This is a genomic window from Rhizobacter sp., from assembly GCF_032229685.1.
Classification (GTDB): domain Bacteria; phylum Pseudomonadota; class Gammaproteobacteria; order Burkholderiales; family Burkholderiaceae_C; genus LMDS01.
In genome coordinates, this window is record NZ_JAVTWP010000010.1 from 15,401 (window position 1) to 41,167 (window position 25,767).

27 protein-coding genes and 1 tRNA gene are annotated in these 25,767 nt (G+C 66.5%); 15 read left to right on the forward strand and 13 right to left on the reverse strand.

Annotated features, from left to right (window positions below):
- The first annotated feature begins 60 nt into the window (after positions 1-60).
- The 5 genes from prfA (at position 61) to AC30PD_RS03710 (ending at position 3,737) form a co-directional block, all read left to right on the forward strand.
- The gene (gene prfA, locus AC30PD_RS03690; protein ID WP_489534291.1) at positions 61-1,146 is read left to right on the forward strand and encodes a peptide chain release factor 1; all 1,086 of its coding nucleotides are present in this window, start codon (positions 61-63) and stop codon (positions 1,144-1,146) included.
- Entirely contained in the window at positions 1,143-1,979 is an 837-nt protein-coding gene (gene prmC / locus AC30PD_RS03695; RefSeq protein ID WP_489534292.1) for a peptide chain release factor N(5)-glutamine methyltransferase, read from the forward strand. Before prfA ends, prmC begins: the two co-directional genes overlap by 4 nt.
- A gap of 192 nt (positions 1,980-2,171) precedes the next feature.
- The gene (locus AC30PD_RS03700) at positions 2,172-2,753 is read left to right on the forward strand and encodes a hypothetical protein (protein ID WP_489534293.1); all 582 of its coding nucleotides are present in this window, start codon (positions 2,172-2,174) and stop codon (positions 2,751-2,753) included.
- 106 nt (positions 2,754-2,859) lie between these two features.
- Entirely contained in the window at positions 2,860-3,171 is a 312-nt protein-coding gene (grxD, locus tag AC30PD_RS03705) for a Grx4 family monothiol glutaredoxin (protein WP_489534294.1), read from the forward strand.
- Positions 3,172-3,173: 2 nt separating this feature from the next.
- A complete protein-coding gene (locus tag AC30PD_RS03710) occupies positions 3,174-3,737 on the forward strand; it encodes a UbiX family flavin prenyltransferase (RefSeq protein ID WP_489534574.1) in 564 nt (187 codons plus the stop codon).
- A 1-nt stretch (position 3,738) separates the two neighbouring features.
- Here AC30PD_RS03710 and AC30PD_RS03715 read toward each other — a convergent pair whose 3' ends face one another.
- The gene (locus tag AC30PD_RS03715; protein WP_489534295.1) at positions 3,739-4,386 is read right to left on the reverse strand and encodes a lytic transglycosylase domain-containing protein; all 648 of its coding nucleotides are present in this window, start codon (positions 4,384-4,386) and stop codon (positions 3,739-3,741) included.
- Positions 4,383-6,128 carry a proline--tRNA ligase gene (locus AC30PD_RS03720; RefSeq protein ID WP_489534296.1) on the reverse strand — a complete coding sequence of 582 codons (1,746 nt, stop codon included), beginning with the start codon at positions 6,126-6,128 and terminating at the stop codon, positions 4,383-4,385. Before AC30PD_RS03720 ends, AC30PD_RS03715 begins: the two co-directional genes overlap by 4 nt.
- A gap of 146 nt (positions 6,129-6,274) precedes the next feature.
- Here AC30PD_RS03720 and AC30PD_RS03725 point away from each other — a divergent pair, with 146 nt between their 5' ends.
- Complete coding sequence (locus tag AC30PD_RS03725) at positions 6,275-6,892, forward strand: RNA pyrophosphohydrolase (protein ID WP_489534297.1); 618 nt, start codon at positions 6,275-6,277, stop codon at positions 6,890-6,892.
- Positions 6,893-6,895: 3 nt separating this feature from the next.
- Here the strand turns inward: AC30PD_RS03725 and proB are convergent, their stop codons facing one another.
- The 5 genes from proB to rplU all read right to left on the reverse strand — a co-directional run bounded on the left by proB (position 6,896) and on the right by rplU (position 9,984).
- Positions 6,896-8,014: a glutamate 5-kinase gene (proB, locus tag AC30PD_RS03730; protein WP_489534298.1), complete on the reverse strand. Its 1,119-nt coding sequence runs from the start codon at positions 8,012-8,014 to the stop codon at positions 6,896-6,898.
- Positions 8,011-9,084, reverse strand: a complete 1,074-nt coding sequence (gene cgtA, locus AC30PD_RS03735) for an Obg family GTPase CgtA (protein ID WP_489534299.1) — start codon at positions 9,082-9,084, stop codon at positions 8,011-8,013. Before cgtA ends, proB begins: the two co-directional genes overlap by 4 nt.
- Positions 9,081-9,269 (reverse strand): LiaI-LiaF-like domain-containing protein, encoded by a 189-nt coding sequence (locus tag AC30PD_RS03740; RefSeq protein ID WP_489534300.1) that lies wholly within the window; start codon positions 9,267-9,269, stop codon positions 9,081-9,083. The genes cgtA and AC30PD_RS03740 overlap by 4 nt, the downstream gene beginning before the upstream one ends.
- A 112-nt stretch (positions 9,270-9,381) precedes the next feature.
- Positions 9,382-9,639, reverse strand: a complete 258-nt coding sequence (rpmA, locus tag AC30PD_RS03745) for a 50S ribosomal protein L27 (protein WP_489534301.1) — start codon at positions 9,637-9,639, stop codon at positions 9,382-9,384.
- 33 nt (positions 9,640-9,672) lie between these two features.
- Entirely contained in the window at positions 9,673-9,984 is a 312-nt protein-coding gene (rplU, locus tag AC30PD_RS03750; protein WP_489534302.1) for a 50S ribosomal protein L21, read from the reverse strand.
- Between the two features lie 238 nt (positions 9,985-10,222).
- Here rplU and AC30PD_RS03755 point away from each other — a divergent pair, with 238 nt between their 5' ends.
- The 8 genes from AC30PD_RS03755 to AC30PD_RS03790 all read left to right on the forward strand — a co-directional run bounded on the left by AC30PD_RS03755 (position 10,223) and on the right by AC30PD_RS03790 (position 17,288).
- The gene (locus AC30PD_RS03755) at positions 10,223-11,203 is read left to right on the forward strand and encodes a polyprenyl synthetase family protein (protein WP_489534575.1); all 981 of its coding nucleotides are present in this window, start codon (positions 10,223-10,225) and stop codon (positions 11,201-11,203) included.
- Between the two features lie 39 nt (positions 11,204-11,242).
- Positions 11,243-11,319 (forward strand) — tRNA-Pro (locus tag AC30PD_RS03760).
- Positions 11,320-11,733: 414 nt separating this feature from the next.
- Positions 11,734-13,452, forward strand: a complete 1,719-nt coding sequence (gene pilB, locus AC30PD_RS03765) for a type IV-A pilus assembly ATPase PilB (RefSeq protein WP_489534303.1) — start codon at positions 11,734-11,736, stop codon at positions 13,450-13,452.
- 47 nt (positions 13,453-13,499) lie between these two features.
- Positions 13,500-14,720, forward strand: coding sequence for a type II secretion system F family protein (locus AC30PD_RS03770; RefSeq protein ID WP_489534304.1), 1,221 nt, complete (start codon positions 13,500-13,502; stop codon positions 14,718-14,720).
- Between the two features lie 10 nt (positions 14,721-14,730).
- Positions 14,731-15,597, forward strand: a complete 867-nt coding sequence (locus tag AC30PD_RS03775) for a prepilin peptidase (RefSeq protein WP_489534305.1) — start codon at positions 14,731-14,733, stop codon at positions 15,595-15,597.
- Positions 15,598-15,608: 11 nt separating this feature from the next.
- The gene (coaE, locus tag AC30PD_RS03780; protein ID WP_489534306.1) at positions 15,609-16,229 is read left to right on the forward strand and encodes a dephospho-CoA kinase; all 621 of its coding nucleotides are present in this window, start codon (positions 15,609-15,611) and stop codon (positions 16,227-16,229) included.
- Between the two features lie 82 nt (positions 16,230-16,311).
- On the forward strand, positions 16,312-17,067 hold the full coding sequence (gene zapD, locus AC30PD_RS03785; protein ID WP_489534576.1) for a cell division protein ZapD: 756 nt from the start codon (positions 16,312-16,314) through the stop codon (positions 17,065-17,067).
- 2 nt (positions 17,068-17,069) lie between these two features.
- Positions 17,070-17,288: a DNA gyrase inhibitor YacG gene (locus AC30PD_RS03790; protein ID WP_489534577.1), complete on the forward strand. Its 219-nt coding sequence runs from the start codon at positions 17,070-17,072 to the stop codon at positions 17,286-17,288.
- Positions 17,289-17,301: 13 nt separating this feature from the next.
- On the opposite strand, the gene AC30PD_RS03795 is transcribed toward AC30PD_RS03790, so the two are convergent.
- The 6 genes from AC30PD_RS03795 to AC30PD_RS03820 all read right to left on the reverse strand — a co-directional run bounded on the left by AC30PD_RS03795 (position 17,302) and on the right by AC30PD_RS03820 (position 24,020).
- Complete coding sequence (locus tag AC30PD_RS03795; protein WP_489534307.1) at positions 17,302-17,901, reverse strand: HAD family hydrolase; 600 nt, start codon at positions 17,899-17,901, stop codon at positions 17,302-17,304.
- Between the two features lie 103 nt (positions 17,902-18,004).
- Positions 18,005-18,694 carry a helix-turn-helix domain-containing protein gene (locus AC30PD_RS03800; protein ID WP_489534308.1) on the reverse strand — a complete coding sequence of 230 codons (690 nt, stop codon included), beginning with the start codon at positions 18,692-18,694 and terminating at the stop codon, positions 18,005-18,007.
- A gap of 12 nt (positions 18,695-18,706) precedes the next feature.
- Complete coding sequence (locus tag AC30PD_RS03805; protein ID WP_489534309.1) at positions 18,707-19,492, reverse strand: esterase/lipase family protein; 786 nt, start codon at positions 19,490-19,492, stop codon at positions 18,707-18,709.
- A 15-nt stretch (positions 19,493-19,507) separates the two neighbouring features.
- Entirely contained in the window at positions 19,508-21,148 is a 1,641-nt protein-coding gene (locus tag AC30PD_RS03810) for a WS/DGAT/MGAT family O-acyltransferase (RefSeq protein WP_489534310.1), read from the reverse strand.
- Positions 21,149-21,161: 13 nt separating this feature from the next.
- Positions 21,162-22,871, reverse strand: coding sequence for an AMP-binding protein (locus AC30PD_RS03815; RefSeq protein WP_489534311.1), 1,710 nt, complete (start codon positions 22,869-22,871; stop codon positions 21,162-21,164).
- Between the two features lie 78 nt (positions 22,872-22,949).
- Positions 22,950-24,020, reverse strand: coding sequence for a phosphotransferase (locus AC30PD_RS03820; protein ID WP_489534312.1), 1,071 nt, complete (start codon positions 24,018-24,020; stop codon positions 22,950-22,952).
- A gap of 126 nt (positions 24,021-24,146) precedes the next feature.
- Here AC30PD_RS03820 and AC30PD_RS03825 point away from each other — a divergent pair, with 126 nt between their 5' ends.
- Positions 24,147-25,742, forward strand: a complete 1,596-nt coding sequence (locus tag AC30PD_RS03825) for an amidase (RefSeq protein ID WP_489534313.1) — start codon at positions 24,147-24,149, stop codon at positions 25,740-25,742.
- Positions 25,743-25,767 lie beyond the last annotated feature (25 nt).

Genomic DNA, 25,767 nt, shown 5'->3' on the forward strand with positions numbered 1-25,767 from the left:
GGAGCCGTTGCGCGCCAGCCCGGCGTGTGGTGCTCCGCTCATCCGATTGCCGAGCACCCGATGAAAGCCTCTCTCCGCCAACAATTCGAGCGCCTCGCGCTGCGCTTGTCAGAGCTTGATGCCACCCTCGGCGACCCGGGCGTGGCCAGCGACATGAAGCGCTACCGCGAGCTGACGCGCGAACATGCCGAAGTGTCGGGCCTGGTCGAACGCTTTCGGCGTTTTGAACAGCGCGAGCGTGACCTCGCCAGTGCACAAGAGATGCTGGCCGACCCCGAGTTCGCCGAGATGGCGCAGCAAGAGATCAACGAGGCGCGCGCCGACACCGAACGCCTGCACTTCGAGCTGCAGGCTGCGCTGCTGCCGCGCGACCCCGACGACGCACGAAACGTGTTCCTCGAAATCCGCGCCGGCACCGGTGGCGACGAGTCGGCCCTGTTCGCCGGCGATCTGGCGCGCATGTACCTGCGCCACTGCGAGCGCCGCGGCTGGCGCAGCGAGCTGATGAGCGAAAGCGTGAGCGACCTCGGTGGCTACAAGGAAGTGGTGTTCCGCATCGAAGGCGACGACGTCTACGCGCGGCTCAAGTTCGAGTCGGGCGGCCACCGCGTGCAGCGCGTGCCGGTCACCGAAACGCAAGGCCGCATCCACACCAGCGCCTGCACCGTGGCCGTGCTGCCCGAACCCGACGCGACCGAAGAAGTCACGCTCAACCCGGCCGAGCTGCGCATCGACACCTTCCGCGCCAGCGGCGCTGGCGGCCAGCACGTGAACAAGACCGACAGCGCGATCCGCATCACGCATCTGCCGACAGGCATCGTCGCCGAATGCCAGGACGACCGCTCGCAGCACCGCAACAAGGCCAAGGCGATGGCCGTGCTCACGGCGCGGCTGCGCGACAAAGACCGCAACGAGCGTGCCGCGAAAGAAGCCGCCACGCGCAAGGGCCTGATCGGCAGCGGCGACCGCAGCGATCGCATCCGCACCTACAACTTTCCGCAGGGCCGCCTGACCGACCACCGCATCAACCTCACGCTCTACAAGCTGCAGTTCATCCTCGACGGTGACCTCGAGGACGTGACGGCGGCATTGCAGGCGGCGCAGGCCGCGGAACAACTGGCGGCGCTGGAAAGCGGCGAAGCATGAGCGACAACGGCCCCGCTTCGCTGACGGTGGCGCAAGCCCTGGTCGAGGCGCGCGCGCTCGGTGTCGACCGGCTCGACACGCTGATGCTGTTGACCGACGTGCTCGGGTGCTCGCGTACGTGGCTGCTGGCGCACGACGACGCGCCTTTGAATACCGAACAAGCAGCCCGCCTGCGGGCCGCGCTCGCCCGGCGCGCCACCGGTGAACCGCTCGCTTACCTGCTGGGCAAGAAGGAATTCCATGGCCTGATGCTCGAGGTCGACCCGAACGTGCTCGTGCCACGCCCCGACACCGAAGTGCTGGTCGACTGGGCGCTCGAGTTGCTGGACGGCATGGCGCGCCCGCAGGTGATCGATCTCGGCACCGGCAGCGGCGCGATCGCCCTGTCGGTGAAACACGCCCACCCCGCCGCCGTGGTGCTCGCGACCGACGTGAGCGCGGCAGCCCTGCAAGTCGCACGGGCCAACGCCTGGCGCCTGGCGCTCGACGTCGACTTCGCCGAAGGCTCGTGGTGGCAGGGCGCGGCACAGCGCCGCTTTCACCTCGTGCTGAGCAACCCCCCGTACATCGCCGGCACCGACGCGCACCTCGCCGCGCTGACCCACGAGCCCACGCTGGCGCTCACGCCCGGCGGCGACGGCCTGGGCGCGCTGCGCAGCATCGTGGCCGGCGCCGCTGCGCACCTCGAACCTGGTGGCTGGGTCCTGCTGGAACACGGTTTCGATCAAGCCGACGCCGTGCGGGCGTTGTTGCAGGCGCACGGCTTTGGCGCGATTCAGACGCGCGCCGACATCGCCGGCCAGCCGCGTTGCAGCGGCGGTCACTGGCCGTAACAGCTGCTACCCGCGCCGCACAACGCAGCGTGTTCAGTCGTGCAAAAGAGCGCGCCTCCTTCATCTGAGGGATCACTTGTGGCGCAAGACGCAACACGCGTCGCAGCCAACGGCGTAGCATGAAATTTCGTCGTCGCATCGGCCGGCAGTTCGGACCGATGCGCCATCCCGGAACCTTTCGAGGAGTCAATCATGCAAAAGCTGTCATGGGTGATTTTCGGGTTGTTTGCTGCCGCGGCGTCTGTTGCGCAAGCGAGCGACGGCGCCGGGATCACTCCCAGCGCAGAGCAAGTCCCGTGGGCACGCTGGCAAGGCCGCATGTCGGTCGGCGCAGAGCCGGCAGGGCTCAAGCTCAACACCGTCGGCCTGATGGGCGACTACTACTTCACCGGGTCGCTGATGGGCTCGCGCCGCGCTGGTGGCTTCCGCGCGACGAGCGGCTTGTTGCTCGGGCCGCGCACCCAGTCATGGCTCGGCCAACCGGGCCTGAACGCCGGCAACAGCTTCAGCATCACCGCCCAGATGTTCGGCCCGGCCGCCGCACCGCCCGCAGCGGGCGAGTTGCCCAGCGACAACGCCACCCTGCCCTACCTGGGCCTGGGCTACACCGGGCTGTCGCTGCGCGGAGGCTGGAGCTTCAATGCCGACCTGGGGCTGGTGGCGCGCAGCCCCGGCAACGTGGTCAAGTTCGGGCGCAACCAGAGCCTGGACGACTCGGTGCGCGAATTGCGCCTGTCGCCGCTGTTGCAGTTCGGGGTCTCGTACTCGTTCTGAGGCCGTCGGGCCGGCGGCCCGCAGGGGTTTGCCCGGCCTCGTGGGCGGGTGAGCGCCGGTTTGCCGTATAAACGGGCCTGTCTCAAATTCTCGCGGCCACACCATCATGAGCGACGTTCAAAAACGCATCGACGACCTCGTCAAAGGCAACCACGTGGTGCTCTTCATGAAGGGCACGGCGCAGTTCCCGCAATGCGGCTTCTCGGGTCGTGCGATCCAGGTGCTGAAAGCCTGCGGCGCGAAAGACCTGACCACCGTCAACGTGCTCGAAGACGAAGGCATTCGCCAGGGCATCAAGGAATACGCCAACTGGCCGACGATCCCGCAGCTCTACGTCGACGGCGAATTCGTCGGCGGCTCCGACATCATGATGGAGATGTACGAAGCCGGCGAACTGCAGCCGCTGATCGGGGCCTGAAGATCGCCACACGCGTCGTCGTCGGCATCACCGGCGCCACCGGCGCGGTGTATGCCGTGCGCCTGCTGGCCCGTTTGAAGGCCGCGGGCCGCGAAACCCACCTCGTGGCCAGCCCGGCCGGTGTGCTCAACGTGCACCACGAGCTCGGGCTCGACCGCAAGTCACTCGAAGCGCTGGCCGACGTGGCCTACAACCCGGCCGACGTGGGCGCGGCGATTGCCAGCGGCTCGTTCGCGGCCGATGCGATGGTGGTGGCGCCGTGTTCGATGAAGACACTGGCCTCGGTGGCGCATGGCCTCTCGGACAACCTGCTGACGCGCGCCGCCGATGTGGCGCTGAAAGAACGCCGCCGCCTCGTGTTGATGGTGCGCGAAACGCCGTTCAACCTGGCGCACCTGCGCAACATGACGGCGGTGACCGAGATGGGCGGCGTGATCTTCCCGCCCTTGCCGGCCTTCTATCACCGACCGCAAAACATCGACGAGATGGTCGACGACACGGTGGAACGGGTGCTGGCCCTGCTCGGCGTGAATGAAGCGGCGCCGAAATCCTGGCGCGGCCTTTGAATCACGCGGCCGGCTTGTAGATCCAGAGCTTCTGCGAAGCGAATACCGCGTTCGGGTATTCGGGCCGCCCGCGGCTTCCGTTGTAGCGGCCGAGCGCCATGTACATGTCGCCCTTTTCGCGGTCGAGGTAGTGACGCAGGATCACGCAGCCGAAGCGCAGGTTGGTCTGCGGGTGGAAGAGCCGGCTGGCGTCGCCGTCGCCGATCAGCCGGGCCCAGAAGGGCATCACCTGCGTGTAGCCCCGAGCGCCCACGCTGCTGATTGCGTACTTGCGGAAGCCGCTCTCGACCTGCACCAGCCCGAGCAGCAGCGAGGGTTCGATGCCGGCGCGCTTGCTCTCGTACCAGAGTGTCTCGAGGAATTCGACGCGCACCGTGTGCTCGGTCTTGCGCTTCTTCAGCCGGTTGCTCATCTCGCCGAGCCAGCGCAGGTAGACCAGCCGTGCGTCGATGTTCTCGAACACGGGCTTGGGTGGCGCGCTGTCGTTGACCGCCGCCGCGAGCGCCGAGCGCACCGAGTCGGCGAGCGGCTCTTCGATCTGGGCGCCCGCCTTCGCGGGCTGCGAAATCAGTGTGAGGCAGGGGCTCAACAGCGCCGCCGCGCAGGCCCGGCGACGCGCTCTCCCGAAGGGGGAGAGATCGAAGCTCATGCGTCGAGCTTGGCCTTCAGCAAGGCCAGCACATCGGCCAGCGGCAGCGAAGTGGCCTGGGCGTCACGACGGCCCTGGTACTCGACCTGGCCTTCTTTCAGGCCACGGTCGGACAGCACCACGCGGTGCGGCACACCGACCAGTTCCCAGTCGGAGAACATCACGCCCGGGCGTTCGCCGCGGTTGTCGAGCATCACATCGACCCCTGCGGCCTGCAACTCGTCGTGCAACTGGTCGGCTGCCGCCTGCACTTGCGGCGAACGGTCGTAGCCGATCGGGCAGATCACCACGCTGAACGGCGCAATCGCCTGCGGCCAGACGATGCCGCGCTCATCGTGGTTCTGCTCGATGGCGGCGCCGAGGATGCGCGTGACGCCGATGCCGTAGCAGCCCATCTGCATCAGCTTCGGCTTTCCGGTCTCGTCGAGGAAGGTGGCCTCCATCGCTTCGCTGTACTTCGTGCCGAGGAAGAACACGTGGCCGACCTCGATGCCACGCTGGATCGCGAGCACACCCTTGCCGTCCGGCGACGGGTCGCCGACAACGACGTTGCGGATGTCGGCCACGAGGTCGGGCTCGGGCAGGTCGCGGCCCCAGTTCACGCCGGTGAAGTGGAAGTCGGCTTCGTTGGCGCCGCAGATGAAATCGCTCATCGCAGCCACGGTGCGGTCGGCCACGACCTTGACGGGCTTGGCCAGCTTGGTCGGCCCGAGGTAGCCCGGCTTGCAGCCGAAGTGCGCGTCGATCTCGGCACCGGTCGCGAAGCGGAAACCATCCTTCAGGCCCGGCACCTTGTTGGCCTTGATCTCGTTGAGCGAATGGTCACCGCGCACCAGCAGCAGCCACACGGTGGTCTTGAGCACATCACCCGATGGGCTCTTCTCGTCGGTGGCGAGCACCAGCGACTTGACGGTGTGGGCCAGCGGCACACCGAGCAACTCGGCCACGTCTTCGCAGGTGCTCTTGCCCGGGGTCGGCGCCTTCACCATCGCGGCCGACGCTGCAGCGCGCTGCGGGATCAGCGGCAGCGCTTCGGCGAGCTCGATGTTGGCGGCGTAGTCAGAGGTCGGGCAATAAACGATCGCGTCTTCGCCGGTGTCGGCAATCACCTGGAACTCGTGTGAACGGTCACCACCGATCGCGCCGGTGTCGGCCGCCACGGCGCGGAAGGTCAACCCCATGCGCTCGAAGATGCGCACGTAGGCCGCGAACATCTGGTCGTAGCTCTTGCCTGCGGCCTCGGGGTCGCGGTCGAAGGAGTACGCGTCCTTCATGGTGAACTCGCGCCCGCGCATCACGCCGAAGCGCGGCCGGCGCTCGTCGCGGAACTTGGTCTGGATGTGATAGAAATTCTTCGGCAGCGCCCGGTAGCTGCGCAGCTCTTGCCGGGCGATGTCGGTGATGACTTCTTCGCTGGTCGGCTGGATGATGAAGTCACGCTCGTGCCGGTCTTTAATGCGCATCAGCTCCGGCCCGTAGGCCTGGAAGCGGCCCGACTCCTGCCACAGCTCGGCCGGCTGCACGACCGGCATCAGCAGCTCGACGGCGCCGGCGCGGTTCATCTCTTCACGGATGATGGCCTCGACCTTGCGGATCACGCGCAGGCCCATCGGCATGTAGCTGTAGATGCCTGCACCGAGCCGCTTGATGAAGCCGGCCCGCATCATGAGCTTGTGGCTCACGACCTCGGCGTCGCCCGGCGCTTCTTTGAGTGTGGAGATGAAGAACTGGGTGGCTTTCATGCGGCAGGCAGTGCGGTGTGAGGCGATCGTGGTGGCGCGCCGCGAGCGGCTGGCGCATCACCGGCAGAGCTTGTCGGGAAACCCAAGGGGTTGTTTCCCGTCATGCCGGTGTAATAATGAATTCAACGAATGAATTGGGGTTGATTATGCTCGACCGTGAAGGGTTCAGACCCAACGTCGGCATCGTCCTGCTCAACCAGAGGAACCAGGTTTTCTGGGGCAAACGCATCCGCACCCATTCCTGGCAGTTCCCGCAAGGGGGCATCAAGTACGGCGAAACGCCCGAGCAGGCGATGTTCCGCGAGCTCCACGAAGAAGTGGGCCTCGTGCCCGACCACGTGCGCATCGTTGCGCGCACGCGCGACTGGTTGCGCTACGAGGTGCCCGACCACTTCATCCGGCGTGATGCGCGCGGCCACTACCGCGGGCAGAAGCAGATCTGGTTCCTGTTGCAACTCGTGGGCCGCGACAGCGACATGAACCTGCGCGCCACCGATCACCCCGAGTTCGACGCCTGGCGCTGGAACGAGTACTGGGTGCCCCTCGAACTCGTGATCGAGTTCAAGCGCGACGTCTATCAGATGGCGCTGACCGAATTGGCGCGCTTTCTGCCGCGGGGCACGCACCACAACCGCTACCTGCGTTCGGGCATGCGGCCACATCATCGCGACGACCTCGAGCCACCGCAGGATTTCGTCGCCGATCAGCCTGTGATGACCGCACCCGCACCGCTGGAGCCGCCCGACGGCAAGGCCGAAGGCTGAGCCTCAGGCCAGCACGAGGTTGTCGCGGTGGATCATCTCGGGCTCGGCGGTGTAGCCCAGCAGTTTTTCGAACTCGGCTGAGGGCTTGCGTGCGATCAGGCGAGCCTCACTGCTGCTGTAGTTCGCCAGCCCGCGGGCAAGCTCGACGCCCTTGAGGCCGCGCACGGCGATCACATCGCCGCGGTGGAATTCGCCCTGCACTTCAGTCACGCCGATCGGCAGCAGGCTCTTGCCTTCGTCGCGCACCTTGCGCGCTGCACCGTCGTCGATGACCACCGCACCGCGCAGTTGCAGGTGGTCGACCATCCACTGCTTGCGGGCCGCGAGCTTCTGCGTCGGCGCGATCAGCGCGGTGCCGATCGACTCGCCGTTGGCCAGGCGCACCAGCACGTCGGCCTCGCGGCCATAGGCGATCACGGTGCTGGTGCCGCTGCTGGCCGCGCGCTTGGCGGCGAGGATCTTGGTGATCATGCCGCCGCGGCCGATGCTGGAGCCGGCTCCGCCGGCCATGACCTCGAGTTCGGGGTCACCGGCACGCGCTTCGTCGATGAAACGCGCGTTCGTGTCCTTGCGCGGGTCGGCCGAGTACAGGCCGCGCTGGTCGGTCAGGATCACGAGCGCATCGGCATCGACGAGGTTGGCCACGAGCGCACCGAGCGTGTCGTTGTCGCCGAACTTGATCTCGTCGACAACGACGGTGTCGTTCTCGTTGATCACCGGGATGACCCGATGCGACAACAGCGTGAGCAAGGTCGAGCGGGCGTTCAGGTAACGCTCGCGATCGGCCAGGTCGGCGTGCGTGAGCAGCACCTGGGCGCTGCCCATGCCGTGCTCGCGCAGCTTGGACTCGTAGATCTGCGCCAGGCCCATCTGCCCTACCGCGGCGGCGGCCTGCAGTTCATGCACTTCTTTCGGCCGAGCGGCCCAGCCGAGGCGCTTCATGCCTTCGGCGATCGCGCCGCTCGAGACCATCACGACCTCACGGCCTTGACCGGCAAGCAGGGCCATCTGGCGGCACCAGTTGCCGACCGCGTCGGCGTCAACACCGCGACCTTCATTGGTCACGAGGCTGGAGCCGACCTTCACGACGATGCGCCGCGCGCGCAGCAGCGCATCGCTCATGGCGAACGGCTGCCACCAGCCTCGTCGAAGCGAGGGTCGGGGTCGTCGGGAATCACGTTCTTCAGCGCCGAGACGTGCTGGTAGATGGCGCGGATCAGCGGGTCGCAGCCTTCGCGCGTGAGCGCCGAGATCTGGAAGACCGGGCCTTTCCACTTGAAACGCTTGACGAAGTCCTTGACGCGCTTTTCGCGCTCTTCCGCCGGCACCATGTCCATCTTGTTGAGCACCAGCCAGCGCGGCTTGTCGTGCAAGGCCTGGTCGTACTTCTTCAGTTCACCGACGATCGCCTTGGCCTGCGCGACCGGGTCGACCGCTTCGTCGAACGGCGCAAAGTCGACAAGATGCAGCAGCAAGTGGGTGCGCTGCAGGTGGCGGAGGAACAGGTGCCCCAGGCCCGCGCCTTCGGACGCGCCTTCGATCAGCCCCGGGATGTCGGCCACGACAAAACTCTGCTCGGGCGCAACCCGCACAACGCCGAGGTTGGGGTGCAGCGTCGTGAACGGGTAGTCGGCAATCTTCGGCCGCGCGTTCGAAATCGCGGTGATGAGCGACGACTTGCCCGCGTTGGGCATGCCGAGCAAGCCGACGTCGGCGAGCACGCGCAGTTCGAGCTTGAGCTTCTTCTGCTCGCCGGGCCAACCCGGGGTCTTCTGGCGTGGCGCGCGGTTGGTGCTGGTCTTGAAGTGCAGGTTGCCGAAGCCGCCGTCGCCACCCTTGACGATCAGCACCTTTTCGTCGGGCACGAGCAGTTCGGCAATGACCTGGTTGGTCTCGGTGTCGGTGATGACCGTGCCCATCGGCATGCGCATCACGATGTCTTCGGCAGCCGCGCCATACTGGTCGGAGCCGCGCCCGTTTTCACCGCGCCGCGCTTCGTGCCGGCGGGCATAGCGAAAGTCGATCAACGTGTTGAGGTTGCGGTCGCCCACCGCGAACACGCTCCCCCCACGGCCGCCGTCGCCTCCGTTCGGCCCGCCGAAAGGCAGGAATTTTTCGCGGCGGAAGCTCATGCATCCGTTGCCGCCATCACCGGCCACCACGTCGATGGTGGCCTCGTCGACGAACTTCATGGTTTTTTGTCAGTGCCCTGTGAAGGGTGCTTGTCGCCGGGCCGGCGATCGATGATCGACCACACGCCCACGGCGATCAGGATCAACGGCCACCACTGGCGCAGCCAACTCCAGTCGAACACACCGAAGTTGTGGGCCAGGAACAGGCAGCCCAGAACGATGAGGATGATGCCGCTCTTGCTCATGTGCTTGTGTCTCGCAGGCCAAGTTGAGCCCACATGGTAAGGCAGCGCCCAAATGCAGAAGCCCCGGCGGGCCGGGGCTTCGGAGATTCTGGCCGCTCACGCAGCCGGAAAATCACGCGCTCTTGACGAACACCGTCTGGCGGTTGCGCGGGCCCTTCACAGCGTAGCTGACTTCGCCGTCGACCAACGCAAACAGGGTGTGGTCCTTGCCGACGCCGACGTTCGTGCCGGCATGGAACTTGGTGCCACGCTGACGCACGATGATCGAACCGGCCGGGACTTGCTGGCCGCCGAACACCTTGACGCCGAGCATCTTCGGTTGTGAGTCGCGGCCGTTCCGTGTGGAACCGCCGCCCTTTTTCTGTGCCATGGTTGTAGCTCCTTGACTGGGGTTGTGGCCCGCTTACGCGTTCACCGCACCGATTTGAATCTCGGTGAAGTTCTGGCGATGACCTTGCCGCTTTTGATAATGCTTGCGACGTCGCATCTTGAAAATGCGCACCTTGTCATGCCTGCCATGAGCCACAACGGTGGCCACCACGCTTGCGCCCGTCACCAAGGGAGTCCCGACCTTCAGTTCGGCGCCGGCACCAATGGCCAACACCTGGTCGATCGTGATCTCTTGGCCAACATCCGCAGCAATCTGTTCTATTTTGATCTTTTCGCCAGCAGCAACCTTGTATTGCTTGCCACCGGTTTTTATGACCGCGTACATATCAGCCCTTTCGTTTGACTTCCCGCGCGGCTGACGAGCAGCACACGCAAGCCCTGCAAAACACGCAGAGCCTGTGATTCTAGCACGGGACCCGTCTGTTGCGGCAGGTCGGCCTTGGCCCGGCGCCGCAAGCGAGGGGCGAAGAGAGGCAACGCTCGCGGCGCGCCCCGCTTTCTATAATCGGCTTCGTTTTCCCGGGCGCAGCGTGCAATCCACTTCCTCTCTTCCTCTCGCAGCCATGTCGGATACCGGCGCCGCGTCGAGCGCCGCAGCCGTCTTGGCCGCCGACATGCGGCAAGTGGATGCGGTGATCCAGCGCAGGCTGGCCTCGGACGTCGCGATGATCAACCAGATCGCGACCTACATCATCAGTGCCGGCGGCAAGCGCATCCGGCCGAAGCTCGTGCTGCTGTTTTCCAACGCCCTCGGTTTCACGGGCAAAGAGCGCTTCGAACTGGCAGCGACCGTCGAGTTCATCCACACCGCGACGCTTCTGCACGATGACGTGGTCGATGAATCGGCGTTGCGCCGTGGCCGGCAGACCGCCAACGCCCTGTTCGGCAACGCCGCCAGTGTGCTGGTCGGCGACTTCGTCTACTCGCGCGCCTTCCAGATGATGGTGTCGGTGAACCGGATGCGTGTGCTCGAAGTGCTGGCCGACGCAACCAACGTGATCGCCGAAGGTGAAGTGCTGCAGTTGATGAACATGCACGACCCCGACATCTCGGTCGAGGACTACCTGCGGGTCATTCGTTTCAAGACGGCGAAGCTCTTCGAGGCGAGCGCGCGGCTGGGTGCCATCTTGGCCGAGGCCGACCCGGCCGTCGAAGAGTCGTGCGCTGCCTACGGCCGCGCGCTCGGCACCTCGTTCCAGTTGGTCGACGACCTGCTCGACTACGAGGGCGCCACCGAGCAACTTGGCAAGAACGTCGGCGACGACCTGCGTGAAGGCAAGCCGACGCTGCCGCTGCTGCTGGCGATGGAGCGGGGGGCCGGGGCGGAGCGTGAGTTGATCCGCCATGCCATCGAACACGGCGAGGTCGCCCGCCTTCCCGACATCGTTGAAATCGTGCGCCGCACCGGCGCCATTGCCGCGACGCGCGACGCTGCCAGAGCCGAAGCCGACAAGGCGGCCGAGTGTCTCGGCGTTCTCGCGCCTTCGGCCTTCAAAGAAGCTCTGCTAGAATTCTGTGTTCGATCTGTCGAGCGCTCTTCTTGAGCCGTTCGCCGGTGGCCTCGCTTCAAGCAGCCAGAAAATCGGGGTGTAGCTTAGCCTGGTAGAGCGCTACGTTCGGGACGTAGAGGCCGGAGGTTCGAATCCTCTCACCCCGACCAGTTTTCCTTCTTCACTTGCCTGCGGTTCCCCGTCGAACCGGCTTTTGGCCACGCGCGCCGTGGTCTGGCAGTGACACAGTTCGCAGGAAAGCAGCTCCCGGTCAATCCGAATCTCGTTTCTCCGAAACGCGTGCTAAGCTGTTGATTCTTCTTGCTACTTCGTTCTCTCGCGACGCACTTCGATCGCCCCCGCCAATCGGCGCTGGCAGTTTTTGCATCCGGCGACTGCCTGGGCGTGAACAAGTGGTTCGGAGCAGCTCATTTCAACCCATCCGGGCCTTGTGCAATCTGTTTCAATGGCTCAGGAACCGAGCGTGAATTGTTGGCGAGTGCTAACGCCGAACACGGTTACAGTGCTTGATGAATCAGGGATGATTAGTCGTTTTCTTGCGGCATGACTTGAACCAGCGATCAGTGGATACATTGGCCGAAGCCCCACAGTCCGCGCTCTCCGGAGTGGCGCGCGTGCTCGTTCACGCCGGCAAGCTGCAAGCCAAGGTCGCCGAAGACCTCGTCCGCAGCGCCAAAGACAAACGCAGCAGCTTCGTCGCCTCTGTCATCGCCGCCGGCGCGGTTTCTCCCGGCGATCTGGCGCACACCTTGTCGACAGCGCTGGCACTGCCGCTGCTCGACCTCACGTCCATCGACCCACAGCGGCTGCCGCGCAACGTCATCGACGGCAAACTGGCCGCGCAGTACCAGGTGGTCGTTCTGGGCAAGCGTGGCAGCCGCTTGTTCATCGGCGGCGCCGACCCGACCGACCAGGAAGCCGTCGAACGCATCAAGTTCGCGACCCAGCTTTCGCCCGAATGGGTCATCGTCGAGCACGACAAGCTCTCCAAGATGCTGGAAAGCAGCGGCGCCAGCGCCAGCGAAACGCTGGAATCGATGTCGTCGGGCGATTTCGAGTTCGACGTCACCGACGACGTCACCACTCCGCAGGAGTCGGCAGAACCGACCTCCGACGTCGAAGACGCGCCGGTCGTGCGCTTCCTGCAGAAGATGCTGATCGACGCGATCAACGCGCGCGCGTCCGACCTGCACTTCGAGCCCTACGAATACCACTACCGCGTGCGCTTCCGCATCGACGGCGAACTGCGTGAAATCACGCAGCCGCCGATCGCGATCAAGGACAAGCTCTCGTCGCGGATCAAGGTGATCTCGCGGCTCGACATCGCCGAAAAACGCGTGCCGCAGGACGGCCGCATGAAGCTCAAGTTCGGCTCGAAGGCGATCGACTTCCGGGTCAGCACCCTGCCCACGCTCTTCGGCGAGAAGATCGTGATCCGGATTCTCGACCCGAGCAGCGCCAAGGTCGGCATCGAAGCGCTCGGCTATGAGAAGGTCGAGAAAGACCGCTTGCTCAAGCTGATCCAGCGGCCCTACGGCATGGTGCTCGTGACCGGCCCGACCGGCAGCGGCAAGACCGTGTCGCTCTACACCTGCCTGAACATCCTGAACCAGCCGGGCGTGAACATCTCGACCGTGGAAGACCCGGCCGAAATCAACCTGCCCGGCGTGAACCAGGTCAACGTGAACGACAAGGCCGGGCTCACGTTTTCGGCCGCGCTCAAGTCGTTCCTGCGCCAGGACCCGGACATCATCATGGTCGGCGAAATCCGCGACCTCGAAACCGCCGACATCGCGATCAAGGCCGCGCAGACCGGCCACATGGTGATGTCCACGCTGCACACGAACGATGCGCCGACCACGCTGACGCGCCTGCTCAACATGGGCGTGGCGCCGTTCAACATCGCGTCCAGCGTGTTGCTCATCACCGCACAGCGGCTGGCCCGCAGGTTATGCGAAACCTGCAAGGCCCAGGCCGACTACCCGCGCGAAGCGATGCTCAAGGCGGGCTTCAGCGCGGCCGACCTCGACGGCACATGGCGCCCCTACCGCGCCGTGGGCTGCTCGGCCTGCAACAACGGCTACAAGGGCCGCGTCGGCATCTACCAGGTGATGCCGATCACCGAGGCCATCCAGAAGATCATCCTGAACGAAGGCACGTCCATGGACATCGCGGCCCAGGCGCAACGCGAAGGCGTGCGTGACCTGCGCCAGTCCGGTCTCGTGAAGGTGCGGGCCGGCTCGACCACGCTCGAAGAAGTGATCTCGGTGACGAACGAATAACCAAACACTATCGAAGGGACGAGGGATCAGCTTCCTCGTAGCGCACCATGGCGACTGCAACCGCGGTAAAAGGCATCAGGGAAATCGTCTTCGAGTGGGAAGGCAAGGACAAGAACGGCAAGACCGTTCGTGGCGAGATGCGCGCCGGCGGCGAAGCCCAGGTGGGTGCGAGCCTGCGTCGCCAGGGCATCCTCGTCAACAAGGTCAAGAAGCGCCGCCTCTCGGGTGGCAAGGCGATCAAGCAGAAAGACATCGCCGTCTTCACGCGTCAGCTCTCCACGATGATGCGCGCCGGCGTGCCGCTGATCCAGTCGTTCGACATCGTGGCCCGTGGCAGCACCAACGCCAAGATGACGCGCCTGCTGGTCGACATCCGCTCAGACGTTGAAACCGGCACGAGCCTGTCTTCGGCTTTCCGCAAGCACCCGCTGTTCTTCGACGCGCTCTACTGCAACCTGGTCGAAGCCGGTGAAGCCGGCGGTATTCTCGAAACGCTGCTCGACCGCCTGGCGATCTACCAGGAAAAGACGATGGCGATCAAGAACAAGATCAAATCGGCGCTGATCTACCCGGTCGCCGTGATGGTGGTCGCGTTCGTGGTGCTGTCGGTCATCATGATCTTCGTGATCCCGGCCTTCAAGGAAGTGTTCTCGTCCTTCGGCGCCGAGCTGCCTGCGCCCACGCTCGTGGTGATGGCGATCTCGGAGTTCTTCGTCAAGTACTGGTACCTGATCTTCGGTGTGATCGGTGGCGGTGTGTACTTCTTCCTGCAGTCGTGGAAGCGCTCGCTGAAGATGCAGAAGGCCATGGACCGCCTGCTGCTGCGCGTGCCGGTGTTCGGTGACCTGGTGAACAAGTCGGCCGTGGCGCGCTGGACGCGCACGCTCTCCACCATGTTCGCAGCGGGTGTGCCGTTGGTCGAAGCGCTCGACTCTGTCGGCGGCGCGTCGGGCAACGCGGTGTTCCTCGAAGCCACCGAGCAGATCCAGAAAGACGTGTCGACCGGCTCGGCGCTCACCACCTCGATGCAGACCACCGGCGTCTTCCCGACCATGGTGATCCAGATGTGCGCCATCGGCGAAGAGTCGGGCTCGCTCGACCAGATGCTCGGCAAGGCCGCCGAATTCTATGAAGACGAGGTCGACGAGGCGGTGAAGGGCCTGTCGAGCCTGATGGAGCCTTTCATCATCGTGATCCTCGGCACCTTGATCGGTGGCATCGTCGTGTCGATGTACCTGCCCATCTTCAAGCTCGGCCAGGTCGTCTAGAAGTTTGTCGATGTTCGCCGACCTGATCGACGAGCAATTCGTCGAGCTGATGCTGTCGCCGTTCGTCCTGGCCTGGCTGGGCCTGATGATCGGCAGCTTCCTGAATGTGGTGATCCACCGCGTGCCGCTGATGATGGAACGCGCGTGGAAGCTCGAGAGCGCCGAAACACTGGGCGTGCCTGTCGAAGCGCCACCGCCCATCACGCTGTCGACGCCACGCTCGCGCTGCCCGTCGTGCGGCCATGCGATCACCTGGTACGAAAACATTCCGGTGCTGAGCTACGCCTGGCTGCGTGGGCGCTGCTCGGCCTGCAAGACCAGCATCTCGGCGCGTTACCCCTTGATCGAGCTGTTCACCGGCGCGTTGTTCGCAGCCATCGGCTGGAAGTTCGGCGCCGTGCCCGCCGCGCTGCTGTGGTGTGGCTTCGCGGCCGTGCTGGTGGCCCTGGCCGGCATCGACTGGGACACCACGCTGCTGCCCGACAGCCTGACCTTGCCCTTGCTCTGGGCCGGCCTCGTGGCCAGCGCGCTGGGCTGGACGATCCCGCTGCACAGCGCGTTGTGGGGCGCAGTGGCCGGTTACTTGTCCTTGTGGTCGGTCTACTGGCTGTTCAAGCTCACGACCGGCAAAGAAGGCATGGGCTTCGGCGACTTCAAGCTGCTGGCCGCGCTCGGCGCCTGGCTCGGGCTGAAGATGATCCTGCCTGTGGTGCTCGCGGCCTCGATCATCGGCGCCATCGTCGGCATCGGCATGAAGTTCGGCGGCCAGTTGCGCGAAGGCCGCTACGTGCCCTTCGGCCCGTTTCTCGCCGGCGCCGGGCTCGTGGTGATGCTCGCGGGCCAGGCCCGCGTGCTGCGCTGGCTCGGCTGGGCCTGAAGGCTCGTCAGATGCTGCTGCGGATCGGCCTGACCGGCGGCATCGGCAGCGGCAAGAGCACGGTCTCGACGCTGCTCGCCAGCCTGGGCGCCACGATCGTCGACACCGACGCCATCGCGCGCCAGATCGCCTTGCCCGGCGGCGCGGCCATGGAAGGCATTCGCCAGACTTTCGGCGCTGGCTTCATCGACGCCGCCGGTGGCCTCGACCGCGAGCGCATGCGGGCGCTGGCGTTTTCCGACGACACGGCGCGGCGCCGCCTCGAAGCGATCCTGCACCCGCTGATCGGCCTCGAAACCGAACGCCAGGCCGCCGCCAGCAGCGCGCCGGTGATCGTGTTCGACGTGCCGCTGCTGGTCGAGTCGGGGCGCTGGCGGGCACGTGTGCACAAAGTGCTCGTGGTCGACTGCCACGAGTCGACGCAGGTGGCCCGCGTGGTCGCACGTTCAGGCTGGTCTGCCGACGCCGTGCAGGCGGTCATCGAGCGGCAGGCGAGCCGCGCGCGGCGGCGTGCCTGCGCCGACGCGGTCATCTTCAACGACGGCATCTCGCCCGCGCAGCTCGGCGACGAGTTGCGTTCCTTGTGGAACCTCTGGACACAGCCCTCTGCGGGCGCGCCATCCTGCTCGTGAGGCCCACTGTGGAACAATCGCGCCTCGGCGGGGTCTGCCCCGGCCCCACTCCTTGCGCACCGCACTGCGCAGCAGGCTGACCGTGATCCTCTACGAATACCCGTTCAACGAAAGCATCCGCACCATGCTGCGGCTCGAACTCCTGTTCGACCGCCTCGGCCAGCTGATCGCCCGCGATGCGGCCGTCGACCACCACTTCGCGCTGGCCACGGTGTTCGAGATCATGGACGTGGCGGCACGTGCCGACCTGAAGTCCGACCTGCTGAAAGAGCTTGAAAAACACAAGCTCCAGTTCAACAGCTACCGCGGCAACCCGTCCATTTCAGAAGGCGCGCTCGACGAGGTCATCACGAAGATCGACCACGCCTTCAACGGCCTGAACCTGCTGCCCGGCAAGGCCGGCGCCGCGCTCACGAGCAACGACTGGCTGATGGGCATCCGCAGCCGCATCAGCATTCCCGGCGGCACCTGCGAGTTCGATCTGCCGGCCTACTACGCCTGGCAAAAGCTCGAACCGGCGCGCCGCCGTGCCGACCTGTTGAACTGGGTCAGCTCGCTGATGCCGCTCGCCGAAGCGCTGCAGGTGCTGCTCGGCCTGCTGCGCGATTCCGGCGTGCCCCACAAGGTGGTGGCGCCCGCCGGCCAGTACCAGCAGAGCCTGCCGCAAGGCCGCGTCTACCAGCTGATGCGGGTGCGCCTCGAGCAGAGCGAACTGCTGGTGCCCGAGATCAGCGGTCACCGGCTGATGGTGTCGGTGCGCCTGATGCGGCAAGACGCCGAAGGCCGGCTCAAGCCGAGCCCGGCCGACACGAGTTTCGAATTGACCCTCTGTTCTTGAGCATGGAGCCGGTCAAGCCACGCGTCATTCGCTGCCCGGGTTGCGGCGGCCCGAGCGTCTACGCCAGCAGCAACGACTTCCGCCCGTTCTGCAGCGCACCCTGCAAGAACCACGACTTCGGCGCTTGGGCGAGCGGCGCCTACGCGGTCGACGCCGACAGCGCGCCGAAAGACCCGCCGGCCGACGCCGGCCCGAGCGACAGCGCGCCCACGACCCACTGAAGCGGCGCAGCGCTCAGAGTTTGAGCCAGTGTTCGGTAAAGCCCGCCAGATCCTGGTGCACCGACTTCGCCAGCACCAGCTCGTTGCCCACGTTCGGGCTGCCGTTCGGCGCCCGCAACACCAGCGCCGTGTGGATGTCGCGCGGCACGCCGCGCATGTAAGGCAGGTAGTCGTCGACGAAGGCGACCGGGCGCAGTTCGGTGATGGCGTCGGCCTTCGGGCTGCGCTCGACGGCTTCGTTGCCGGTCGCGATCACACGCTCGATCGGGAAGCCCAGCGCTTTCAGGTTGCGCAGGCGCGCGGCTTCGAATTCAAGCTCCAGCGCCGAAACGCACACGAGCTCGTAACCCGCGTCGTGCAGCCGGTGGCAGGCTTCGAGCGCACCTTCGATGGCCGGCACCGTGGCCCAGAAGTGCTCGTCGAAAGACGCCCTGAACAGCACACGCTTCTTCTCGTCGAGCCGCTCCACTTTCCAGCGGTCCATCGGCCAGTAGGCCAGCGGGTCGCGCTCGGCCGGCGCCTTGCCGAAGGCACGCTGCCACGCACCGGCGTAGGCAAGGTGAAAGTCGAGCAACACGCCGTCGGCGTCGAGTGCGATCACGGGTTTGGGCATGCAGCGACTTTAGCCGCAGCGCCACGCGGCGGCTGTCACCTGCCCGACGCGCATCGCAGGAATTCACGCGGCCGCGGCGCCACGCCCACGGGCACGCGCCGCGCTACTCGGCTTCGACAGGCTTGACCACCTTGCCCGGCTTGGCCACCTCGGCGCGAAACACCAGCGCCGACTCGAACGAGGCACGCACGAACTTCAGCGCCGCCGCGAACTCGTCGTCGCTGAGCTGCCGCGCCGCGTCGCTCGAACGGTAGATGTTCGCGAACTCGCGCTCGCGACCAGCCTGCACGGCGAGCTTGCCGACACCCAGGCTTTCGAGCGTGGCCCACAACTTCGGGTTGTAGGTGCGGGTGAGTTTCATCGCGACCGGGATCGGGTCGTTGCGGCCCAACACGCCGGCCAGCCGCAGGATGATCTCGAACGGCAGACCGACCTTGCCGCCTTCCACCTGTTCGAGCAGTGTCACATCTTTCAGGTTGATCGCGCCGCCCAGGTCCTGCAGCGTGAGGCCGGCGCTTTCACGCAGGTCGCGGAACACGCTGCCGGCCTTTTCGACGGCCGCCTTGTGCGACGGTTTCGTCAGCTTCGAAGCCGCGACGCGGAACGACAGGTCGGCCGCGTTGTTGGCGATGCCGAGCACGAAATCGGTCCACGAGCGCAGGTCACGCGCCAGGGTCATCAGGCCTTTGCTGGCATCGACCGGCGGCTTGGGCACCATCGCCTTCAAGGCCCGCGCCGGCACGGTGGCGATCGCCTTCTTCGCAGGGGCACGTTTGCGCGCGGTCGTTGCCATCGTGTGCCCCGGTCAGAGTGCGCGTGCCGCGTCGCCGTAGATCAGGCGGCGCACACCATCGCGGTGAAATGGCTGCCACTGCCCTTCGGGCTGCGCCAGCCGGTCGGCCACAGCGTACAGCACGGCCGGGTGTGCGCCCATGCCGACGTGGCTGGCGCGCACTTCGATGTTCTCGGTGCGCGCCGCCGGCTGCTGGATGCTGCATTGCCAGGCCACCACACCGTCGGTGCGGCTGTAGATCGAGGTCGTGGGCACGGCCGGGGCTTCGCTCAGCGGGCCGAAACCTTTCGGGTCGTCGGCCTTGCGCCCGCTCACCCATTCGTAGAAGCGCCAGGCGTTGCTCGCTTTCGGGTGGCCGGTGAACGGCGTGCCGAGCGTGATCGCGCAGCGCACCGCGTCGGGCGCACGCTTGGCCAGTTCGCGCGCGTAGACGCCGCCCAGGCTCCAGCCGATCACGCTGATCTTGCGGCCAGAGCTGCGGTGCAGTTCGTGCACACGCTCCACGCACGCTTCGAACACCCCCGGCCGCGGCCCGAGGTTGCGCCCTTGCGCCCAGCCGTGCGGCACGTAGCCCTTCTGCTTGAGAAAGCGCCGCAGCGCGCCGGTCGAGGTGTCGGACGCGGCCAGGCCCGGCAGCACGAGCACGGTGTGGCCGTCGCCCCGCGGCCCGTGCATCAGCACCGGCCAGAGCGCAGCGCTGCTGAAGGCCTCGAACGGCGCGCGCCATTCAAGCGCGATGAGGTGCGCACCGGGTGGTTTGATCCGGGCGTGGCGGTTCATGGTCTGGGCGTTCGACATCGGGTTCCTTCTCGATCAGTGCGGGCGTGCGGTCGCGGCAGTTTTCGCGGCGCGCTTGCGCGGCACCGCCGTGGCGGGCGTGGCGCGGCGCCGGGCAGAGGCGGTCTTCGTGGCCTTGGCAGCACGCGGTGCGGCCACCTCGGCCAGGGCGACCACAGAAGCCGTTTTCGCCCGTGCAGGCTTCTTCGCGACCGCCACCACCGGCTCGGGCGCAGCCGCCGGCAGCGCAGCCGCCACCGGCTCGCGCGCTTCGATCAGCGCCTTCAGCTTGTGGTGCTCTTCGACCACGTAGTCGGCCAGGTCGGCCACGTCGGGCAGCGCACGCCGGCAGGCCGTGAGGCCGACTTCGAGCGCGCCGTTGTAGCTCTGCACGGTCATGTTCAGCGCAATGCCGTGGCCGGGGATCGACACCGGGTAGAAGCTCGCGAGCTTGGCGCCTGCGAAATACAGCGGGAACTGCGGCCCGGGCACGTTCGAGATCGCCACGTTCACGATCGGCGGCAGCCTGTTGGCCAGGCGCGAACGGCCGTACAACGACACCAGCCCCGACATCAGCCACGGCACACCAAGCGAAGGAAAGTCGGTCGGCATCGCGCCCTTCACGCTGAGCTGCAGCTTCTTGCCGACGTTGGCCGAGGCGTTGATCGCCATCAGCCGTTCCATCGGGTCGTCGATGGTCGTGGCCAGGCTCACCATCATCATCGACACCTGGTTATTCGGGTCGGTGTTGCCGGCTTCGCGCAACGAGACCGGCACGCCGGCGATCAGCGGCTTGTCGGGCACGCAGTCGTAGTCGGCCAGGTAACGCTTGAGCGCGCCGGCGCAGGTGGCCATCACGATGTCGTTCAGGCTCGCGCCGCTGCGCTTGGCCATCGCCTTCACTTCGGCCAGCGGCAGCGAACGCGCCGCGAAAGCGCGCTGGTTCGTGATCGCCACGTTGAGTGGCGTCTTCGGCCCGAGCGCAAAACCTTCGGGCAGACCGAGATGGCGCTTGCCGTCTGTTTCAGACACCGGGTAGACCACGCTCGCGATCGCGCGGCCCACGGCGGGCAGCGACTTGAAGAGCTTCACGTACTGCGTCAACGCGTTGCTGATCGCAGCACCGGCGAGCTCGGCCACACCGAGCTGGTACTGGTTGGTTCGCAGCCGCGGGCGCGGCGGCTTGATCGGCGCTGGCACCGCCGACGGGCTCAGCAGCGCCTTGGCGATCGCCACGCCGGCCTGGCCGTCGATGGCGGCGTGGTGCATCTTGTTGTAGACGGCCACCTGCCCGGTGTTCAGCCCTTCGATCACGTAGATTTCCCAGAGCGGGCGGCTGCGGTCCAGCAGGCTCGAATGCAGCCGCGCGACGTACTTTTCAAGCTGCTCGAGCGTGCCCGGGCGCGGCAGGATCACGTGGCGCACGTGGTAGTCGAGATCCACGTCTTCGTCGTCGACCCACACCGGGTTGGCCAGGTCGAAGGGCATCAGCGCGAGCTTGCGCTGGAACACCGAAGCCAGGTGCATGCGCGTGGCCATCCAGCGCTTCACGTCTTCGTAGTAGTCGCCGGCGTAGCCTTCGGGCAGGTCGGCGATCTGCAGGCTGCCCACGTGCATCGGCATCTCGGGGGTTTCGAGGTGCAGGAACGAAGCGTCCATGCCGCTGAGGTGGATCATGTCGGTGTCTCCTTCAGGCTTTCTGTGCCGCGCGTTTGCGCTCTTCTTCGTCGACCAGGTCTTTCTTCGAGAGTTTGCCCACCGCTGTTTTCGGCAGCTCGGCGCGCAGCTCCAGCGCCTGCACCATCTCATGCTTGCCGATGCGGTCCTTCAGAAAGGCCTTCAGCTCGTCGAGCGTGAACGCGGGCGCGTCTTTCTTCAGCTTGATGAAGGCCTTGGGCGACTGGCCGCGGTATTCGTCGGGAATGCCGATCACGCAGACTTCTTCGACCGAGGCGTGTTCGTAGATCGCTTCTTCGATCACCCGCGGGTAGACGTTGTAGCCGCCGCACAGCAGCATGTCTTTCGTGCGGTCGACGATGAACACAAAGCCGTCGGCGTCCATCTTCGCCACGTCGCCGCTGCGGAAGAAACCGTCTTTCGTCATCGACTTGGCGGTAGCGGCTTCGTTCTTCCAGTAGCCCTTCATCACGTTCGGGCCGCGAATGCAGAGCTCACCCGGCTCGCCCGGTGGGGCGTCGACGTCGGGGTTGCTCAGGCTCTCGAACTTGAGCTCGATGCCAGGCAGCGGCATGCCGCACGAACCGGCCTTGCGCATGCCGTGCACCGGCGTGAAGGTGCCGGTGGGCGATGTTTCGGTCATGCCCCAGCCTTCGTTGAGCTTGCAGCCGGTGAGCTCGACGAAGCGGTTCGCCACCTCGACCGGCAGCGGCGCGCCACCCGAGCCGCAGAACTGGAGCGACTTCAATTCGCCGGCGATCACGCGCGGGTGCGCCGACATCGCCATGTACATCGTCGGCACGCCAGTGAACAGGCTGATCTTCTTGTCGATCAGGTCCTTGATGACCGCGTCGACATCGAAGCGCGGGTGCAACACCAGCAACGCGCCAAGCCGCACGCCGTAGAGCAGGTTCACGGTCAGCGCGTAGATGTGGAACAGCGGCAGCACCACGAGCACGCGCTCGGCGCCTTCGGTCAGCACACGCGGGTTGCCTTGCGACGTGGCCATGTACTGCGCGCAAGCCGCGGTGAGGTTCGCGTGCGTCAGCATCGCGCCCTTGGGCAGGCCGGTCGTGCCGCCGGTGTACTGCAAGGCCACAACGGCCTGCGTCAGGTCGCCCAGCGCGTGCACCACGTGGTCACCCTCGTTGGCGAGCAGCGAGTCGAACGCGACGTGTTTGTCGTCAACGGCCACCGGCGCGAGCTGGCCCGCTGCCTGCAGATGCGCGCGCACGCCGGCCGGCTGCGCCGCGTAGTCACCCATGCTGCCGACGATCAACTTCTTGAGGCGCGACGAGCCGAGCAGCCGCGCCATCTGCGGGTAGAGCACCGCGAGATCGAGCGTGACGAGGATGTCGGTTTCGCTGTCTTCGATCTTGTGCGCCAGCACGCGCTCGGCATCGAGCGGCGAGTAGTTCACGACCGTGCCGCCGGCCTTCAGCGCAGCGAAGAAGGCGATGGGGTAGTGCGGCGTGTTCGGCAGATAAAGCCCAACGTGCACGCCCGGCCCGACGCCGAGCTGCTGCAGCCCCTTGGCGGCACGGCTCACCAGGTGGCCGAACTCGCTGTAGCTGATCACGCGCCCCATGAATTCGAGCGCCGGGTGGTCGGGCCAGCGTTTCACGGCATCGTCGAGCAACTGCTGCACCGGCATCAGCGGCAGTTCGGCGTCCCATCGCACGCCGTCGGGGTAAGACTTGATCCAGGGATGCTCTGCGGCCACGGGGGTTCCTGAGGGTGAATGGGTGGGCGTGCGGCGCGGGCGCCGCACTGACGAAATATCGCGTGGTGCCGAGGCCGGTCAGTTGGGGGTTTGCCCGGAGTCGCCCACGAGCTGCCAGGCCCGTTCGGCCACGCTGCGCGCCTTGCGGCCGGCTTCGAGCGCGTGCACGCTGCTGGCCGAGCCGTCGAGCGCGCGGCGCAAGATGCCCTGCGAGATCGCGGCACCACGGAACAGGTTGTAGACGAGGTAGAAGTTCCACTCGCCCGCAGAAGGCAGCGCCTCGCCGACCCGTTCGCAGTAACGCGCCACGTACTCTGCCGCGGTCGGGATGCCGAGCGCCGGCAGGTCGAGGCCGGCCAGCCCGCGCGTGGCGCCGGGTTCGGTGTGCCAGGCGAGCGCGTGGTACGCGAAGTCGGCCATCGGGTGGCCGAGCGTCGAAAGCTCCCAGTCGAGCACGGCCACCACGCGCGGCTCGGTCGAGTGGAACACCAGGTTGTCGAGGCGAAAGTCGCCGTGCACCAGCGCCGCCGTGTCGCCCGGCGGAATGTGCAGCGGCAGCCACTCGATCAGCCGCTCCATCGCCTCGATGCGTTCGGTTTCGGACGCGCGGTACTGCGCGCTCCAGCGGCCGATCTGGCGCGCGAAGAAGTTGCCGGGCTTGCCGTAGTCGGCCAGGCCGATTTGCGCGGCGTCGAGCCGGTGCAAGGCGGCGATCACGCGGTTCATGTCGTCGAACAAGGCGCTGCGCTCGGCGCCGCTGAAGCCGGGCAGCCGCGGGTCCCAGAGGATGCGGCCCTGCACGTTTTCCATCACGTAGAAGGCACTGCCGATCACCGAGGTGTCTTCGCAAAGGCAGTGCATCTGCGGCACCGGCACGCCCGAGCCACGCAACGCATTCATCACCCGGTATTCACGCTCGATGGCGTGGGCCGAAGGCAGCAGCTTGCCGGGTGGCTTGCGGCGCAACACGTAACTCGCGCCCGGGGTGATCAGCAAGTAGGTGGGGTTCGACTGCCCGCCCTTGAACTGCTCGACCTGCAGCGGCGCCGAGAAGCCCGCCATGTTGGTGGCGAGCCAGGCTTCGAGCGCGGCCACGTCGAAGCGGTGCCGATCCTGCACGGGCATCGTGCCCACGAACTGCTCGCTCATCCCGCCCCCGTCTTTCGATGATCGGGTTCTACACGATCGCCGCCGCGCGGCTGTCACCTGTGCGGCACTGCACGCAGCGCGTGTGTGCAGCACAATGGATCGCACCGCCCCACGCACCGACCGCCGATGAACCCACGAACGCCTCTCAAACGCCGAACCGTGCTCGCCGCCGCGGCCGCGCTGGCGCCTTCCACGGCCTGGTTGAAGACCCGAGGAAACCCGATGAACGCCGTCCAGGTCGAAGAACGCAGCTTGTCCGATCTGCAGGTCGAACTCCGCGCAGGCCGCCTCAGCGCACCGCAGCTCACTGCCGCCTACCTCGCCCGCATCGAGGCCGTCGACCGCGCAGGCCCGCGCTTGCGAAGCGTGATCGAAACCAACCCCGACGCCGCCGACATTGCGCGCGTGCTCGAACTCGGCCGGCGCGCGCGCGGCCCGCTGTTCGGCCTGCCGATCCTCATCAAAGACAACGTCGACACGCGCGACAGGATGCAGACGACCGCGGGCTCGCTCGCCCTGGTCGGCAGCAAACCGCCGGCCGACGCCTTCGTGGTGCAACAACTGCGCTCGGCCGGCGCGGTGATCCTGGGCAAGACGAACCTGAGCGAGTGGGCCAACATCCGCAGCAGCCAGAGCACCAGCGGCTGGAGCGCGCGCGGCGGCCTCACGCGCAACCCGCACGCGCTCGACCGCAACACCTCGGGTTCGAGCTCGGGCTCGGCCGCGGCAGTGGCCGCGAGCCTCTGCGCGGCGGCGGTGGGCAGCGAGACCGACGGCTCGATCCTGAGCCCTTCGTCCATCTGCGGCATCGTCGGCCTGAAGCCCACCGTGGGCCTGGTGAGCCGCAGCGGCGTGATCCCGATCGCGCACAGCCAGGACACGCTCGGCCCGATGGCTCGCAGCGTGCGCGACTGCGCCATCCTGCTCGGCGCGATGACCGGCTTCGACGCCGAAGACGCCGCCATGCAGGGCAGCGCGCCACACAGCCTGAGCGACTACACCGGCGCGCTCGACGCCAACGCACTGAGAGGCGCACGCCTCGGCGTGGCCCGGCAGTTCTTCGGCTTCCACGACCAGACCGAACAAGCCTATGCGCCGGTGCTCGAAGCGCTCAAGCGTGCCGGCGCGGTGCTCGTCGACCCGGTCACGTTGCCGGCGATCGACACCATCGGCGAGGCCGAGCTGACCGTGCTGCTCTACGAATTGAAAGCCGACCTCGCCGCCTACCTGCAGCGCCCGGGTTTCGAAACGCCAGTGAAAAGCCTGGCCGACGTGATTGCGTTCAACCAGAAGAACGCCACGCGCGAGATGGCCTGGTTCGGGCAAGACCTGTTCGAAAAAGCGCAGGCCAAGGGCCCGCTCACCGACGCCGAGTACCTCGACGCGCGCGCAAAATGCCTGCGCATCGCCCGAACCGAAGGCATCGAAGCGGTGATGCGTGAACACCAACTCGACGCGCTGATCGCCCCCACCGGCGGCCCGGCCTGGCGCATCGACACCGTGATCGGCGACCACTTCGTCGGCAGCAGCACCACGCCGGCGGCCGTGGCCGGCACACCGGCGATCACGGTGCCGGCCGCCATGCTGCGCGGCCTGCCACTCGGCCTCACGTTCTTCGGCAACGCCTGGAGCGAAGCGAAGCTGCTCGGCCTGGCCTACGCGTTCGAGCAAGCGACCAAGGCGCGCCGCGCACCGCGCTATGTGGCGAGCGTCGACGCCTGACAAAAACACTCTGCGGGAGACAGAC